This window comes from Stenotrophomonas sp. T8 (genome assembly GCF_051853085.1).
GTDB classification, from domain to species: Bacteria; Pseudomonadota; Gammaproteobacteria; order Xanthomonadales; family Xanthomonadaceae; genus Stenotrophomonas; species Stenotrophomonas sepilia.
This window is the reverse complement of the sequence record NZ_CP195329.1, coordinates 1,096,673-1,111,893: the sequence shown is the minus strand read 5'-3', so window position 1 is coordinate 1,111,893 and position 15,221 is coordinate 1,096,673. Positions and strand designations below refer to the sequence as shown.

General features: G+C 67.2%; 11 protein-coding genes and 3 tRNA genes. 7 read left to right on the top strand and 7 right to left on the bottom strand.

Annotated features, from left to right (window positions below):
- Window positions 1-30 precede the first annotated feature (30 nt).
- Both ACSDHM_RS05180 and ACSDHM_RS05175 read right to left on the bottom strand, forming a co-directional pair.
- Window positions 31-1,440: an ATP-binding protein gene (locus tag ACSDHM_RS05180; RefSeq protein WP_072166784.1), complete on the bottom strand. Its 1,410-nt coding sequence runs from the start codon at window positions 1,438-1,440 to the stop codon at window positions 31-33.
- Between the two features lie 6 nt (window positions 1,441-1,446).
- Window positions 1,447-2,175 (bottom strand): response regulator, encoded by a 729-nt coding sequence (locus ACSDHM_RS05175; protein ID WP_005415886.1) that lies wholly within the window; start codon window positions 2,173-2,175, stop codon window positions 1,447-1,449.
- 204 nt (window positions 2,176-2,379) lie between these two features.
- Here ACSDHM_RS05175 and ACSDHM_RS05170 point away from each other — a divergent pair, with 204 nt between their 5' ends.
- The 3 genes from ACSDHM_RS05170 to ACSDHM_RS05160 are packed head-to-tail and all read left to right on the top strand — an operon-like array spanning window position 2,380 to window position 7,009.
- Entirely contained in the window at window positions 2,380-3,618 is a 1,239-nt protein-coding gene (locus ACSDHM_RS05170) for an efflux RND transporter periplasmic adaptor subunit (protein WP_439426713.1), read from the top strand.
- Window positions 3,615-5,573 (top strand): MacB family efflux pump subunit, encoded by a 1,959-nt coding sequence (locus tag ACSDHM_RS05165; protein WP_227838069.1) that lies wholly within the window; start codon window positions 3,615-3,617, stop codon window positions 5,571-5,573. The genes ACSDHM_RS05170 and ACSDHM_RS05165 overlap by 4 nt, the downstream gene beginning before the upstream one ends.
- Window positions 5,570-7,009: an efflux transporter outer membrane subunit gene (locus ACSDHM_RS05160; protein ID WP_111007607.1), complete on the top strand. Its 1,440-nt coding sequence runs from the start codon at window positions 5,570-5,572 to the stop codon at window positions 7,007-7,009. The genes ACSDHM_RS05165 and ACSDHM_RS05160 overlap by 4 nt, the downstream gene beginning before the upstream one ends.
- 81 nt (window positions 7,010-7,090) lie before the next feature.
- Here ACSDHM_RS05160 and rlmB read toward each other — a convergent pair whose 3' ends face one another.
- The 3 genes from rlmB to rnr form a co-directional block, all read right to left on the bottom strand.
- A complete protein-coding gene (rlmB, locus tag ACSDHM_RS05155; protein ID WP_005408775.1) occupies window positions 7,091-7,834 on the bottom strand; it encodes a 23S rRNA (guanosine(2251)-2'-O)-methyltransferase RlmB in 744 nt (247 codons plus the stop codon).
- A 94-nt stretch (window positions 7,835-7,928) separates the two neighbouring features.
- Window positions 7,929-8,411 (bottom strand): GFA family protein, encoded by a 483-nt coding sequence (locus ACSDHM_RS05150; protein WP_439426712.1) that lies wholly within the window; start codon window positions 8,409-8,411, stop codon window positions 7,929-7,931.
- 123 nt (window positions 8,412-8,534) lie between these two features.
- On the bottom strand, window positions 8,535-11,000 hold the full coding sequence (rnr, locus tag ACSDHM_RS05145; RefSeq protein WP_088497682.1) for a ribonuclease R: 2,466 nt from the start codon (window positions 10,998-11,000) through the stop codon (window positions 8,535-8,537).
- Between the two features lie 128 nt (window positions 11,001-11,128).
- Here rnr and ACSDHM_RS05140 point away from each other — a divergent pair.
- Window positions 11,129-11,213, top strand: a tRNA-Leu gene (locus ACSDHM_RS05140).
- 205 nt (window positions 11,214-11,418) lie between these two features.
- Window positions 11,419-11,503: transfer RNA gene (locus tag ACSDHM_RS05135), tRNA-Leu, on the top strand.
- Window positions 11,504-11,587: 84 nt separating this feature from the next.
- Here the strand turns inward: ACSDHM_RS05135 and ACSDHM_RS05130 are convergent.
- On the bottom strand, window positions 11,588-12,334 hold the full coding sequence (locus tag ACSDHM_RS05130) for a sulfite exporter TauE/SafE family protein (RefSeq protein WP_088496950.1): 747 nt from the start codon (window positions 12,332-12,334) through the stop codon (window positions 11,588-11,590).
- 99 nt (window positions 12,335-12,433) lie between these two features.
- Here ACSDHM_RS05130 and ACSDHM_RS05125 point away from each other — a divergent pair, with 99 nt between their 5' ends.
- Both ACSDHM_RS05125 and ACSDHM_RS05120 read left to right on the top strand, forming a co-directional pair.
- Window positions 12,434-13,333, top strand: coding sequence for a LysR family transcriptional regulator (locus ACSDHM_RS05125; RefSeq protein ID WP_439426711.1), 900 nt, complete (start codon window positions 12,434-12,436; stop codon window positions 13,331-13,333).
- Window positions 13,334-13,383: 50 nt separating this feature from the next.
- A tRNA-Leu gene (locus ACSDHM_RS05120) sits at window positions 13,384-13,468 on the top strand.
- Window positions 13,469-13,625: 157 nt separating this feature from the next.
- On the opposite strand, the gene emrB is transcribed toward ACSDHM_RS05120, so the two are convergent.
- On the bottom strand, window positions 13,626-15,215 hold the full coding sequence (gene emrB, locus ACSDHM_RS05115) for a multidrug efflux MFS transporter permease subunit EmrB (protein ID WP_072166793.1): 1,590 nt from the start codon (window positions 15,213-15,215) through the stop codon (window positions 13,626-13,628).
- Window positions 15,216-15,221: the final 6 nt, after the last annotated feature.

Sequence of the window (15,221 nt, the reverse complement as noted above, 5' to 3'; positions counted from 1 at the left end):
CCCCGGCGTCACCGTCCGCAGCGCGCCGACTCAGCCGGCGCGGCCGGGCGCCACCACCTGGGCACTGGCCGGCCACTGCACCACCGCCTCCAGGCCACCTTCGGCCCGGTTGCGCAGCCACAGCCGGGCGCCGTCCTTCTCGGCCAGGGCGCGCGCGATGGTCAGGCCCAGGCCGGCCCCGCCGGTTTCGCGCGAACGCGAGGTCTCCACCCGCACGAACGGATCGAACACCGCCTCCAGCTGCTCTTCGGCCAGGCCCGGGCCGTCATCGGCCACCACCACGGTAATTGCACCGCCGCTCCGCTCAACCCGCACCCGTGCCCGCTGCGCGTACATCACCGCGTTGTCCACCAGGTTGGAGAACAGCCGGTGCATGGCCAACGGACGCAACATCAGCACCGAACCACTGCCCCCTTCGAAGACCACATCACCGCCGCCTTCGGCGGCGTCCTCAACAATGCTCTCCAGCAGCGAATCCAGGTCCAGTGCGGCGCGCTGCTCGGCACTCTCGGCGCTGCGCGCCAGTTCCAGGCCCTCGCGCACCAGCGCCTGCATCGCCGCCAGGTCGCCGATCAGGCGCTCACGCAGGGCCTCGTCGCTGACATTCTCCAGGCGCAGGCGCAGCCGCGTCAGCGGCGTCTGCAGGTCGTGGGTGATCGCCGCCAGCATCTGCGTGCGTTCGGCCAGGTGCCGCTGCAGGCGGTGCTGCATGGCGTTGAAGGCTTCGGCGGCACGCTGCACTTCGCGCGGCCCGCGCAGTGGCAACGGGTCGCGCTGCAGGTCATCGCCAAGGTCTTCTGCGGCTGCGGCCAGTTCCTGCAGCGGCGCGCTGGCCATGCGCGCGACGATATAGGCCAGCACGGCAATCGCCAGCACCAGCAGGGTCAGGAACCATGGGTCCACGGCGAGGATGCCGTTGTGCGCCACCGCCGGCGAGTCCAGTGCCAGCTTCAGCAGCGTGCCGTCGTTGAGGGTCACGTCCACTGCACGGCATCTGGGCGGGATGAACGCGGGGTCGCGTTCGCGCGGCGGCCGCCGGTGGCCCGGCGGCGGCGGCGGCAGCAGCTCCTGCAGTTTGGGAATGCAGGAGCGGAACGAAGCGAAGTGCACGTGCGCGCGCGACACCGGCCCGGGGCGGTCTTCCAGTACTTCCATCAGCGCCGTGTCGGCACGCCCCAGGCGTGCGCCCGGCTGCAGCGCGCGCACGCTCGGCCCGCCGATCGCCAGCAGGCGCTCGCGCAGCTCCGGATTGCCGTCCAGCAGGTTGACGTAGCCCTGCAGGCGGTCGGCGATGCGGTTCAGGTTCTGCCGCTCGAACTCCTGCTGGCGCTTGGAGGTGGCCAGCATGGTCGCGCCGATCGCAGCCACCGCCATGCCCAGCAGCAGGATCACGAACAACCGCCCGACCATCGAGGACAGGAAATGGCGCAGGCGCTTCATCGCGGATTATTCCAGGTTGACCGACGAGGCCAGCACGTAGCCTTCGTTGCGCACGGTCTTGATCAGTCCATCCGGGCCACCATCGTCGCCCAGCTTGTTGCGCAGGCGGCTGACCTGCAGGTCGATCGCGCGGTCCTGAGCCTCGTAGTTGCGGCCACTGCTGAGCGCGACCAGCTGCTCGCGCGACAGCACCTTGTTGGCGTGGGCGATGAACACCCGCAGCAGGCGGAACTCGGCGCCGGACAGCACCACCACGCGGCCATCCGGATCGACCAGGTGGCGATGCTCCAGGTCGAATACCCAGCGCGAGAAACGCGCGCGGCGTACCGCCAGCGGTTCCAGGTTGGCCGGCAGCGCCTCGGTCCGGCGCAGCACGTTGCGGATGCGCGCCAGCAGCTCGCGCGGCTCGAACGGCTTGGCCAGGTAGTCGTCGGCGCCCATTTCCAGGCCCAGCACGCGGTCGATCGGCTCGGCGCGCGCGGTCAGCATGATCACCGGCGTGTTCGAACGCGCACGCAGGTCACGGCACAGGGTCAGACCATCCTCGCGCGGCAGGTTGAGGTCCAGCACGATCAGGTCCACGTGCTCGCGGTCCAGCAGCTGGCGCATGGCGGTGCCATCGGCCGCAGTGCTCACCTGGTAGCCGGCGCGGCCGAGCTGCTCGGCCAGCAGCGTGCGGATGTCGTTGTCGTCGTCGACGATCAGCAGTCGATGCATCGGGTTTTCAGTCTCCATGTCGCGATCATCCCGTGTCGGCAGCTGAACCGCATCCGGGGCAATGCGTACCAGTGTATCCACCCGCGGGCGGGATACCTGTGGTTACGCCTGTTCACCGACAGTGTTACATACAGACATACCCCGAGGATTGAGCCGTCCATCGCCCGGTCTTCACAATGCCCATCAACGCCGCCTTCGCGGCCTCGAGAGTGAAGCCACGACGTGACGTTCCGCCTGCTGCCAGCGACCCACCGGAGTCGCCTGATGCTGATCGCCCTGCTCGCCCTGATCGTCGCCGCGACCGCCTGGTGGCTGCTGCGCAAGCCCGCCGCCCCGGCGGTGGCAACCTCGCCGGTCAGCCGCGGTGACATCGAACAAACGGTGGATGCCACTGGCGTGATCGACGCCTACAAGCTGGTCAGCGTCGGCGCGCAGGCCTCGGGCCAGATCAAATCGCTGAAGGTACAGCTGGGCGACAGCGTGAAGGAAGGCGACCTGATCGCCGAGATCGATGCCACCACCCAGCAGAACCAGGTGCTCAACGCGCAGGCCTCGCTGGACCAGGTCATCGCCCAGCGCGCGGTGCAGCAAGCCACCCTGCGCCAGGCCGAACTGGAGTTCGCGCGCCAGCAGCAGATGCTGGCCGCCGAGGCCACCTCGCGCCAGGAATACGATGCCGCCGAAGCACAGCTGAAGACCGCCCGCGCCCAACTGCAGTCCTACGAGGCGCAGATCAAGGGCCGCGAAACCGAGCTGGGCACCGCCCGCGCCAACCTGGCCTACACCCGCATCACCGCGCCGATGGACGGCACCGTGGTCGCGGTGCTGGCCGAGGAAGGCCGTACCGTGAACGCCAACCAGACCGCACCGACCATCGTCATGCTGGCGCGGCTGGACGTGGTCACCGTCAATGCCGAGATCTCCGAGGCCGACGTGGTCAAGATCAAGCCCGGCATGCCGGTGTACTTCACCACCCTGGGCGACCCGGACCGCAAGTATCACGCCACGCTGCGCCAGATCAATCCGGCGCCGGCCTCGATCGCCAACGAGAATTCGTCCAGCTCCAGCAGCTCCTCCAGCTCCAGCTCCAGCAGCGCGGTCTACTACAACGCGCTGTTTGATGTGGAAAACCCGGACGGCACGCTGCGCATCGACATGACCGCGCAGGTCTCGGTACTGCTCAAGCAGGCCAAGGGCGTGCTGATGGTGCCGGCGGTGGCACTGGGACCGAAGCGCCGTGGCGATGAGCGGATGGTGCGGGTGCTGGACGACGAGGGCCAACCGCAGCCGCGCAAGGTCACCGTGGGCATCAACAACGGCGCCTCGGCCGAGATCCTGTCCGGCTTGAAGGAAGGCGAGCGCGTGGTGGTCGGCGAAGCCGGTGCGGCCGGTGCCAGCACCGGCGGCAACCGCGGCGGCATGCAGATGCGGGTCGGTGGCCCGGGCATGGGGCGCCGATGAGCACGACGGCGCCGCTGCTGCGCCTGCGCGACCTGCGACGTGAATTCCCGGCCGGCGACGATGTGATCGCCGTACTGCGCGACGTCCATCTCGACATCCACGCCGGCGAGATGGTCGCCATCGTTGGCCAGTCCGGCTCGGGCAAGTCGACGCTGATGAACATCCTCGGCTGCCTTGACCGTCCCACTCGCGGCAGCTACCAAGTGGCCGGCCGCGAAACCGGAAAGATGGAGCCGGACGAACTGGCCGAACTGCGCCGCGAGCATTTTGGTTTCATCTTCCAGCGCTACCACCTGCTCGGCGACCTCGACGCGCGCGGCAATGTGGAAGTGCCGGCCGTTTACGCCGGCAGTCCCGGGCCGGTGCGCAACGCGCGTGCCGAGCAACTGCTGCGGCGGCTGGGGCTGGGCGACCGCATGCATCACAAGCCAGGCCAGCTTTCCGGTGGCCAGCAGCAGCGCGTGTCGATCGCACGCGCCCTGATGAACGGCGGCGAGGTGATCCTGGCCGACGAACCAACAGGCGCGCTCGATACGAAATCCGGTGAGGAAGTGATGGCGATCCTCGGCGAACTGCATGCCGAAGGCCACACCATCATCATCGTCACCCACGACATGAGCGTGGCCCAGCACGCGCAGCGCATCATCGAGATCCGCGATGGCGAGATCATTGCCGACCGCGCCAATCCGGATGCGCCGAGTTACCGCGCCCAGCGCGAAGCCAGTACCGGCGTCGCCCACGGCAACAGCTGGCGGGCGGCCCGCGACCGCTTCACCGAAGCGTTCCGCATGGCGCTGCTGGCGATGAACGCCCATCGCCTGCGCACCTTCCTGACCATGCTCGGCATCATCATCGGCATCGCCTCGGTGGTCTCGGTGGTGGCCCTGGGCAACGGCTCGCAGCAGCAGATCCTGCAGAACATCAGCGCGCTCGGCACCAATACCATCGACGTCTACCCCGGCCGCGGTTTTGGCGACATGCGCTCGGCGCGGGTACAGACGCTCAAGGCCAGCGATGCCGATGCACTGGCAAAGCAGAGCTACGTGGACAGCGCCACGCCCAGCGTGTCGACCTCGGTCACCGCGCGTTACCGCAACCAGTCGTCCACCGCCCAGGTCAGCGGCGTCGGCGAGCAGTTCTTCCGGGTCAAGGGCGTGACTCTGCTCAGTGGCAGCTTCTTCGATGCCGATGCAGTCAAGGGCCTGGGCCAGGTGGCGGTGATCGACGAGAACACCCAGACCCAGTTCTTCCCCGATGTCGACCCGGTCGGACAGGTGATCCTGCTCGGCAACGTGCCGGCACGCGTGGTCGGCGTGGCCAAGCGCCAGAGTTTCGGCTTCGGTGGCAGCACCAGCCTCAGCGTGTGGGTGCCCTACACCACGGTGATGTCGCGCATGCTCGGCCAGAGCCATGTCTCCAGCATCACCGTGCGCGTGGACGACAACACACCGATGGATGCCGCTCAGGAAGCGATCACCCGCCTGCTGACGATGCGCCACGGCACCGAGGATTTCTTCCTCAGCAACAGCGCGGAGATCCGCGACACCATCGAACAGACCACGCGCACGATGACCCTGCTGATCGGCGCCATCGCCGCCATCGCGCTGCTGGTCGGCGGCATCGGCGTGATGAACATCATGCTGGTGTCGGTGACCGAGCGCACCCGAGAGATCGGGGTGCGCATGGCCGTCGGTGCACGACAAGGTGATATCCGCCAGCAGTTCCTGATCGAAGCGGTGCTGGTGTGCCTGCTCGGTGGCGTGCTCGGCATCGGCCTGGCCCTGCTGCTGGGCTCGATGATCGGCCGCTTCGCCAGCGACTTCCAGGTGCTGTTCTCCACCGCCTCGATTGTTGCCGCCTTCGCCTGCTCGACCCTGATCGGCGTGGCATTCGGCTTCCTGCCCGCGCGCAACGCCGCGCAGCTTGACCCGGTAGAGGCCCTGGCACGCGAATGAAGATGATGACCCGACTGCCCTTCCCTGCCCCCTCGCGCCGGCTGCTGGCGGGTGCCGTTCTGCTCGCCCTGTCTGGCTGCGCCTCTGTCGGCCGCTATCCGGTGGCCGATCCCGACGTGGCGGCCCAGTATGGGCGTGGCGATGCCACCCTCAACGCACCGGCCGACGACCCGCGCAGCAGCCTGGACACACCGGGCCACGACATCCGCCAGGACACCTGGTGGACCGGCTTCGGCGACGAGCGCCTGGACCGCCTGGTGGCGCAGGCGCTGGCCGCCAACAGCGACCTGGCCGCCGCCGGCCTGGCCGTGCAGCGTTCGCGCCTGCAGGCCGGCCTGGCCAGCAACGCGCTGTGGCCGCAGCCTTCGTCATCGGGCGTCAGCGGCAATGCCAGCCGCGCCACCGACCAGGCCGACGAATGGCGCCGCAGCTACTCCACCGGCGTATCGCTGGGCTGGGAGGTGGATCTGTGGGGACGCCTGCGCACCCAGCGCGACATCGCCCGCTGGGAAGCCGAAGCCAGCGAGGAAGACCGGCAGAATACCGCCCTGCTGGTGATCAGCGACACCATCACCCAGTACTGGAACCTGGCCTACCTGAACCAGTCGATCGCCACCGGCCAGGCCAACCTGGAGCGGCTGGAGCGCACCCGCGAACTGGTGCAGGCCCGCTTCGACGCCGGTGCGGTATCGCGCCTGGAAGTGCGCCAGGCGCTGCAGAACCTGCAATCGCAGCGCGCCTCGCAGAGCGCGCTGGAACAGCAGCGGGTGGAGGTGCGCAACGCACTGACCGTGCTGCTGGACGGCACGCCCTGGCCCCAGCAGGACGAACCGCAGGACCTGCTGGGCGCACACAGCCCGCGCATTGTCGAGGGGCTGCCGGCCGATCTGCTCGGCCGCCGCCCCGACCTGCGTGCGGCAGAACTCCGCCTGCGCAACAGCCTGAAGACCATCAGGGTCACCGCCACCCAGTACTACCCGGCGCTGAGCCTGACCGGCAGCCTCGGTTCCAGTGCGGCCTCGCTGGGCGATGTACTGCGCAATCCGGTGGCCACGCTGGGTGCCGGCCTTTCGCTGCCATTCCTCAACCTGCAGCGCGCGCAGCTGGATACCGATATCGCCGGCACCAGCTATCAGATCGCCGCGACCAATTTCCGCAAGACGCTGTACACCGCGCTCTCGGAAGTGGACAACGCCCTGTCCGCGCGCGAGCAGCTGGCGCGCCAGGTCGCTGCCTCGCAGGCTTCGTACGAGGAAGCGGTGGAAGTGGAGCGCGCGCAGGAAGTGCGTTATCGCGTGGGTGCTACCGATCTGCGCACCTGGCTGGAAGCGCAGCAGACCCGGCGCGATGCCGAGCTGTCGCTGGCGCGCGTGCGCCAGGGCCAGCTGAACAACGACGTGACCCTGTTCAAGGCACTGGGTGGCAGCGCGGGGTAGCGGCTTCTTAGAGCCGAGCCCATGCTCGGCTGCTTTCCTGATCGGGTATGCGATAGCCGAGCGTGGGCTCGGCTCAACAGATCAACCGCGCTGGCGCACGGCCTCGAACAGGCTGACGCCGGCCGCGACGGAAACATTCAGACTCTCGATCTCGCCCGGCATCGGGATCTTGACCAGGCCATCGCAGTTCTCGCGGGTCAGGCGGCGCAGGCCATCGGCCTCGCCGCCCAGCACCAGCGCGATGTTGCCCTTCAGGTCCAGCTGGTACAGCGACGCGGTGGCCTCACCGGCCAGACCGTAGATCCACACGCCCTGCTTCTGCAGGTCCTTCAGGCAGCGCGACAGGTTGGTTACCGCCACCACCGGGATGAGGTCGGCGGCGCCGGCCGAGGTCTTGCGCACGGTGGCGTTGACCGTGGCCGACTTGTCCTTGGGGATGATCACTGCAGTCGCACCGGCCGCAGCGGCCGAGCGCAGGCAGGCACCCAGATTGTGCGGGTCCTGCACCTCGTCCAGCACCAGCAGCAGCGCCTTGCCCTCGGCCGCAGTGACAAGGCCTTCCAGCTCGTTCTCGCTGTAGGTGCGGGCGGCGGCATAGCGCGCGGCCACGCCCTGGTGGCGCACCGAGCCCCCCACACCGTCCAGCGCCTGGCTGTTCACCTTGCGCACGTCGATGCCCTTGCGGCGGGCGTTTTCCTCGATCTCGGTCAGGCGCGGGTTCTTCGCTCCGGCCTCGACCAGCACTTCGCGGACGTTCTCGGCGTCGTTCTCGATGGAGGAGGCGACGGCGTTGACGCCGACGATCCACTGGCTGTTCTTGCTCATGCGGGCGGGGACCGGAAAGGGGGTGGCTATGGTAGAGCATCGGCGGCGGCCGCGCTTCAAGGCCGCCGAGCATGGGCTCGGCTCTACACAAACCTCACCGGCTGCGCGGTGGCCAGTGCGGCGTGTCGTGGTCGGGGTGCTGGTGGGACACGATCGTGGCCAGGAAGTCCAGGGCCGCGATGTCCTGCTCGGTACGCCGTACCGGCAGGCTGGCCAGGCTGTCGACGAAGGGCAGCTTGCGTTCGACCCCGTACTGGATCGTCGGAGGCAGGCGTTCGGCTTCGTCGAACGCGCCAGCAGCCACCGCCACGCCATCGGGCGCTTCGTAGGTCAATGGCGTACCGCAGTCGGCGCAGAAGCCACGCCGCACCACGTTGGACGACTGGAAATAGCGCGGCTGGCCGCGGGTCCAGCTGAACTGCACACCGCGTACCGACACCAGCGGCGCGTAGTAGGCACCAAAGGCCTTCTGGCACATCCGGCAATGGCAGATCGAGCTGTCGGTCAGCGCGCCACGCACGTGGAAGCGGATCGCGCCGCACTGGCAACCGCCGCTGTATTCGGGTTGGCCTTGCATTGCTGCTTTCCTCCGGAAGATCGTGTCGACCAAGGTCGACACCTACCTGACGAGCGGTGCGTGCCAACCAACGGTTGGCACCTACCGGGTGAGGTGGGTGCCGACCGTTGGTCGGCACGCCTTTCAATATTGCTTCTTGGTCCGCTTGGCCGGCTTGCCCCGCTCAGGCAGCGGCGGTAGGCCATCGCCCTCGTCCTCACCCTTGTGTTCCACCAGGCGGAAGTCGATCTTGCGTTCTTCCATGCTGGCCTTCAGCACCAGGATGCGCACGCGGTCGCCCAGCCGGTAGCTGCCGCCGCGGCGCTCGCCGGTCAACGTCTTGCGGGTCGCGTCGAACTTGTAATAGTCCTGCGGCAGCTGGGTCACGTGGACCAAGCCCTGCACCTTCGACTCGTCCAGTTCCACGAACAGGCCGAAGCTGGTCACGCCGCTGATCACGCCGTCGAACTGGCCGCCCACGTGCTTTTCCATCCACGCCGCGCGGTAACGCTCGTCGACCTCGCGCTCGGCCTCGTCGGCACGGCGCTCACGCTCGGAACACTGCAGCGCCAGCGCGGCCATCTCGCGGGCGTTGTAGGTGAACTTGTCCAGCGGCTTGCCGGACAGCGCATGCTTGATCGCGCGGTGCACCAGCAGGTCGGGATAGCGACGGATCGGCGACGTGAAGTGCGCGTAGGCCTCCAGCGCCAGGCCGAAGTGGCCGTGGTTCTCCGGGCTGTAGATCGCCAGGCTCTGGCTGCGCAGCAACACCGACTCCAGCAGCGTCGCATCGGGGCGGTCGCGGATCTTCTTCAGCAGCTTGGTGTAGTCACCCGGGCGCACCTTCGACCACGGTGGCAGGCTCAGCTTGAACTCCTTGAGGAATTCCAGCAGGTCGGCGTACTTGGTTTCCGGCGGCTTCTCGTGGATGCGGTACGGGGCCGGCACATGGCGCGACAGCAGGTACTTCGCCGCCTCCACATTGGCCGCGATCATGCATTCCTCGATCAGCTTGTGCGCGTCGTTGCGCACCAGCATGCCGGCCTGGGTGACTTCACCACGGTTGTCCAGCACGAAGCGTACCTCGCTGCTTTCGAACTCGATGGCACCGCGCTTGGCACGTGCCTTTGACAGCACCTTGTACAGCTGGTGCAGGCGCTGCACCTGCGGCAGCAGGTCACCCATCCAGGCCTTGGTATCGGCATCGTCCTCGCCCACCGCCTTCCACACCTGGGTGTAGGTCAGGCGCGCGTGCGAATTCATCACCGCCTCGTAGAAGCGCGAATGCGTGACCAGGCCATCGCGGTCGATCTGCATGTCGCAGACGAAGCACATGCGGTCGACCTTGGGCATCAGCGAGCAGATGCCATTGGACAACGTCTCCGGCAGCATCGGCACCACGAAGCCCGGGAAGTAGACCGAGGTGGCACGCTTCTGCGCTTCTTCGTCCAGCGGTGTGCCGGGGCGGACGTAGTTCGAAACATCGGCAATGGCCACCACCAGGCGGAAGCCATCGGCATTCGGCTCGCAGTACACCGCGTCGTCGAAGTCCTTGGCATCCTCGCCATCGATGGTAACCAGCGGCGTGCTGCGCAGATCGACACGATCGCCGATCATTGCCGGCTCGACCACCAGCGGCACCGAGGCGGCTTCGTCCAGCACCTCCTGCGGAAACTCGAACGGCAGTTCATGGCCGTGGATGGCGGTCTCCACCACCAGCGATGCGGTCAGCTTGTCGCCGAGCACGGCGATGATGCGGCCGATCGGCGGGCGGCGGCTGTCCGGGGCCTGGGTCAGTTCGCAGACCACCAGCTGGCCATCACGCGCGCCCCCGGTCTGGTCCGGCGGTACCTGCACGTTGCGCTGCACGCGCTTGTCGTCAGGTACCACGTAATTGATCCCCATCTCGACGCTGAAGCGGCCGATCAGGCGGGTCATGCCGCGTTCGAGCACGCGCGCAATGCTGCCTTCGCGACGGCCACGGTGGTCGATGCCGGTCACGCGGGCCAGCACCTTGTCGCCGTGCATGACCTTGCGCATTTCATACGGCGGCAGGAACAGGTCGTCGCCGCCCTCGACCGGGCGCAGGAAGCCGAACCCCTCCGGGTTGGCGATCACCACGCCGGTGACCAGGTTCAGGGTCTGGATCGGGGCGAAGCCGCCGCGGCGGTTCTGCACCAGTTGGCCATCACGGACCATGGCACCAAGCCGGCGCGACAGCGCCTCGGCCCGATCCGGTGCGGTCAGGCCCAGGCGTGCCCCCAGTTCCTCGGCGGTCTGCGGCCCTTCGCAACGCTCCAGCAGGGCCAGGATGGCCTCGCGGCTGGCGATGGGCTGTTCGTATTTCTCTGCTTCGCGGGCGGCATAGGGATCGTCGATCACCTTGCCGGTCGGCGGCAGCTTGCGGCCCGGGGCCGGGCCGGGTGCTGCCGCATCAGCGGTGCGGACCTTGCGGCCGCGTGGCGGCGCACCGCCTTCATTCAATTCGGGGAACCAGCCCGGCAACGGCTTGCCCGGCTTGGTGGTGCGGGCTGCGCCCGCCTTCGGGCCCTTCTTCGGGCCTTGGCTGCGGGACTTGCTCCCGCCCTTGCTTGGTTTTTTGGTAGTCATCGCCCTACATGGTAGCCGTTGACGGCGTGCAGAACGGGTCAGCGCCCGCCTTGGAGGCGTTGGATGAAATAATTTCAGGAAGTCGTTGACAGCTCCCGGATTCATCTTCACAATTGCGCCTCTGGAACGCCCAGGTGGCGGAATTGGTAGACGCACTAGTTTCAGGTACTAGCGGGTAAAACCGTGGAGGTTCGAGTCCTCTCCTGGGCACCAACGAAAAAACTCCTCGCTTCGGCGGGGATTTTTTTTGCCTGCGATCCGGTAGCGGGGTCGGATCCCTTTCCGAAGGAAAGGGCTCTGACCCCAAGCGAGTGAGATGGGGTCGTAGCCCATCTCGCAGGCGAAACCGGATCCACCCCCAGGCCCACAAAAATTGTTGACACCCGCGTAACAACACCCCATAATCTCGCTCCTCGACGCCCAGGTGGCGGAATTGGTAGACGCACTAGTTTCAGGTACTAGCGGGTAAAACCGTGGAGGTTCGAGTCCTCTCCTGGGCACCACGTCGAGAATGAGAAAGACCCGCGAAAGCGGGTTTTTTCATGCCTGTCATCCGGCATTGCCACGCCTCCCCGGGGCGGCCGGCGTCACAGCAGCGGCCGCAGCACCAGCTCCAGCCCGAGCAGCAGCAGGAAACCCAGAAAGCAGGCGCGGAACAGCCGCGCACTGATGCGCTGCCGGATCACCTGCCCCAGCCACATGCCCAGCAGTGCCGGCACCACCGCCAGTGCACTCAAGCCCAGCTGCTGGATGCCGAACGCACCGTGCAGCACCAGGCCCGTGGTCAGTGCAATCGTCGATACGGTGAACGCCAGCCCGAGCGCCTGCACCAGTTCTTCGCGCTGCAACCCCAGTGATTGCAGGTACGGCACCGCCGGCATCACGAACACGCCGGTGGCGCCGGTCACTACGCCGGACAGCGCGCCCACCAGCGGCCCCAGCCAGCGCTCGCGCCGCTGCGGCACGCGGAACACCGGCGCAAGCAACGCATAGGCGGCATAGACCATCAGGGCCACGCCCAGCGCAACGCGCGACCCGCTGCGATCGACCCGTACCAGCAACGCTGCCGAACCCAGCGTCACCACCACCACGGCCAGCATCATCGGCCACAGGCGCCGCACGATGTGGCCCAGTGACGGCCCGGACAGCAGCTGCCACGCATTGGTGACGAAGGTCGGGATGAACAGCATCGACGCCGCCGCCACCGGCGACAGCGCGCCACCGAGCAGGCCCATCGCCACCGTCGGCAGCCCCATGCCCGTCACGCCCTTGACCACGCCGGCCAGCACGAACACCACCACCAGCAGCCCATAGAAGTACATCGATTCATTCATGCCTTCATTGGATCGGGCCGTCGCCCGGCGCACAATGCGGTCTTCCCGGCCCTGCCTTCGGCTGACCCGAAGGCTCGGGCGTTGCGACGAGGGCATCACATGCGGATGGACATCGCCGACCTGCGCCTGTTCCTGGCAATCGCCGAGGCGGGGAGCATCACTGCCGGCGCAACGCAGGCGAACCTGGCCCTGGGTTCGGCCAGCGAGCGGCTGCGCACGATCGAAGCCGATGCCGGCATCCTGCTGTTGAACCGGCATCCACGTGGCGTCAGCCTGACTGAAGCCGGCGCCGCCCTCGCCCACCATGCACGCCTGATCCTGCAACAGCAGGCGCAGCTGCGCGGCGAACTGCAGGCATTCGCGCAGGGGGCGCGCGGCACCCTGCATCTGTATGCCAACACCGCAGCACTGACCAGCTACCTGCCCTCGCGGCTCGCACCGTGGTTGGCCGAACGACCCCACCTGCACGTCGAACTGCTGGAACGCACCAGCCCCGAAGTCGTGCGTGCAATCAGCGCTGGCCAGGCCGAGGCCGGCATCATCAGTGATGCGGTCGACGCCACCGGCCTGCAGCAGCATGTGGTGGCCGAAGATCCGCTGGTGATGCTGCTGCCTGCCGATCACCGGTTTGCATCACTGCGCAGCGTGACCTTCGCCGATGCCGCCGGCGAGACCTTCGTTGCCCTCGCCGATGGCAATGCGCTTCAGTTCTACATCGAAGACCAGGCCCGCGACATCGGGCGCCGCCTGGATGTGCGCATCCGCATGAAGACCTTCGAGGGTGTCTGCATCATGGTCGGCCACGGCATCGGTGTCGGCATCGTGCCGCGGAGCATCGCGCGCCAGCATCGACGCAGTACGCATACCGTTGCGGTGCCGCTTGCCGATGCGTGGGCACAACGCCGCCTGTGCGCCTGTTTCGCCGGGTGGGCGCAGCTGTCACCGGCGATGCGCAGCCTGCTGCACCACCTGGGCGTGCGACCGCAGAAAAAAGTGTGAAATGTTGTTGACACACTCTCTGCCGTGCCGCACAATTCTTCTCCTGAGTCGCCCAGGTGGCGGAATTGGTAGACGCACTAGTTTCAGGTACTAGCGGGTAAAACCGTGGAGGTTCGAGTCCTCTCCTGGGCACCACGACTCAAGATGATCAAACCCGCGAAAGCGGGTTTTTTCGTTTCCGGGATTCGGGAACCCACACGACCCCGGGATCCATCCACGCATGGCGTGGATCTACCAAAAGAAAAACCCCGCCTTGCGGCGGGGTATTCTGCGTTTCAACGCCAATGGTCGATCAATGCCCACCGCCCGCGGACGCCGCACCCGCGCCTGCGCCGAACGGCGGCTTGGCCAGCCACAGGAAGGTGATGATCGCCAGGAAGATCCAACCCAGCAGGAAGAAGATGTCGTTGAAACCCATCTGCGATGCCTGGTGGTTGATCATGTTGTTCAGTACCGCTGCGCCGTGCTGCAGGTCGCCCTGCCCCATCGCCGCCACTTGGTCCTGCATGCCCGGCTGATAGGCCGAGATATGCTCGGTCAGGTCGGCATGGTGCACCTGGGTACGCCGCGCCCACAGCCACGTCGTCAGCGAGGCCGCGAAGCTGCCGCCCAGCGTGCGCAGGAACGTCGCCAGGCCAGAGCCCGCCGCGATCTCGCGCCCATCCAGGTCCGACAGCAGGATCTGCAGCACCGGCATGAAGAACAGCGCCACGCCAATGCCCATGATCAGCTGCACGCCGGCCACGTGCATGTAGTCCACCTGCAGGTTGAAGTTCGAGCGCAGGAAGCTGGTCATCGACAGCACGATGAAGGCCACGGTGGCCAGCATCCGCATGTCGAAGCGCGACGCATACTTGCCCACGAACGGCGTCATGATCACCGGCAGGATGCCGATCGGTGCGGTCGCCAGGCCTGCCCAGATCGCGGTGTAGCCCATGTCACGCTGCAGCCACTGCGGAATCAGCAGCGCCACGCTGAAGAACGCCGCGTAGGCCACCACCATTGCCAGCGTGCCGGCACGGAAGTTGCGGTGCCGGAACAGCTTCAGGTCGACGATCGGATCCTTGTCGGTCAGTTCCCAGATCAGGAACACCGTCAGCGTCACCACCGCCACGCAGGCCAGCACCACGATCTTCATCGACGAGAACCAGTCCTCGTCGTTGCCCAGGTCGAGCACCAGCTGCAGCGCGCCGACACCAATCACCAGCGTGATCAGGCCGACGTAGTCCATCTTCGGCTTCTCGATCTGCTCCGGGCGTCCCTTCAGCTGGCTGCCCACCACCAGCGCGGCGAAGATGCCCAGTGGCACGTTGATCAGGAAGATCCATTCCCAGCTGTAGTTGTCGGTGATCCAGCCACCGAGGATCGGGCCGCAGATCGGCGCCACCACCGTGATCATCGCCAGCAGTGCCAATGCCTGCCCGCGCTTCTCACGTGGATAGATCGAGACCAGCAGCGACTGCGTGATCGGGTACATCGGGCCGGCCACGAAGCCCTGCAGCGCACGCGACACCACCAGCATGCCCATGCTCTGCGCAAGGCCGCACAGCAGCGAGGTGATGACGAAGGCCAGGGTCGCCCAGACGAACAGTTTGCGTTCGCCGAAGCGGCGGCTGAGCCAGCCGGTCAGCGGCAGCGCGATGGCCGTGCTGACCGCGAACGAAGTGATGACCCAGGTCGCCTGCTGCGAACTGGCACCGAGGTTACCGGCGATGGTCGGCAGCGAGACGTTGGCGATGGTGGTGTCGAGCACCTGCATGAACGACGCCATCGCCAGGCCTACGGTGCACAGGGCGACGCTGGGCGGCAGGAACCCGGAGGCCGCAGCCGGCGCCGCCGGTGCGCCCGGAGCGCCGGGCGCGGCTGGAGCTTGTGCGGACATGGCGAC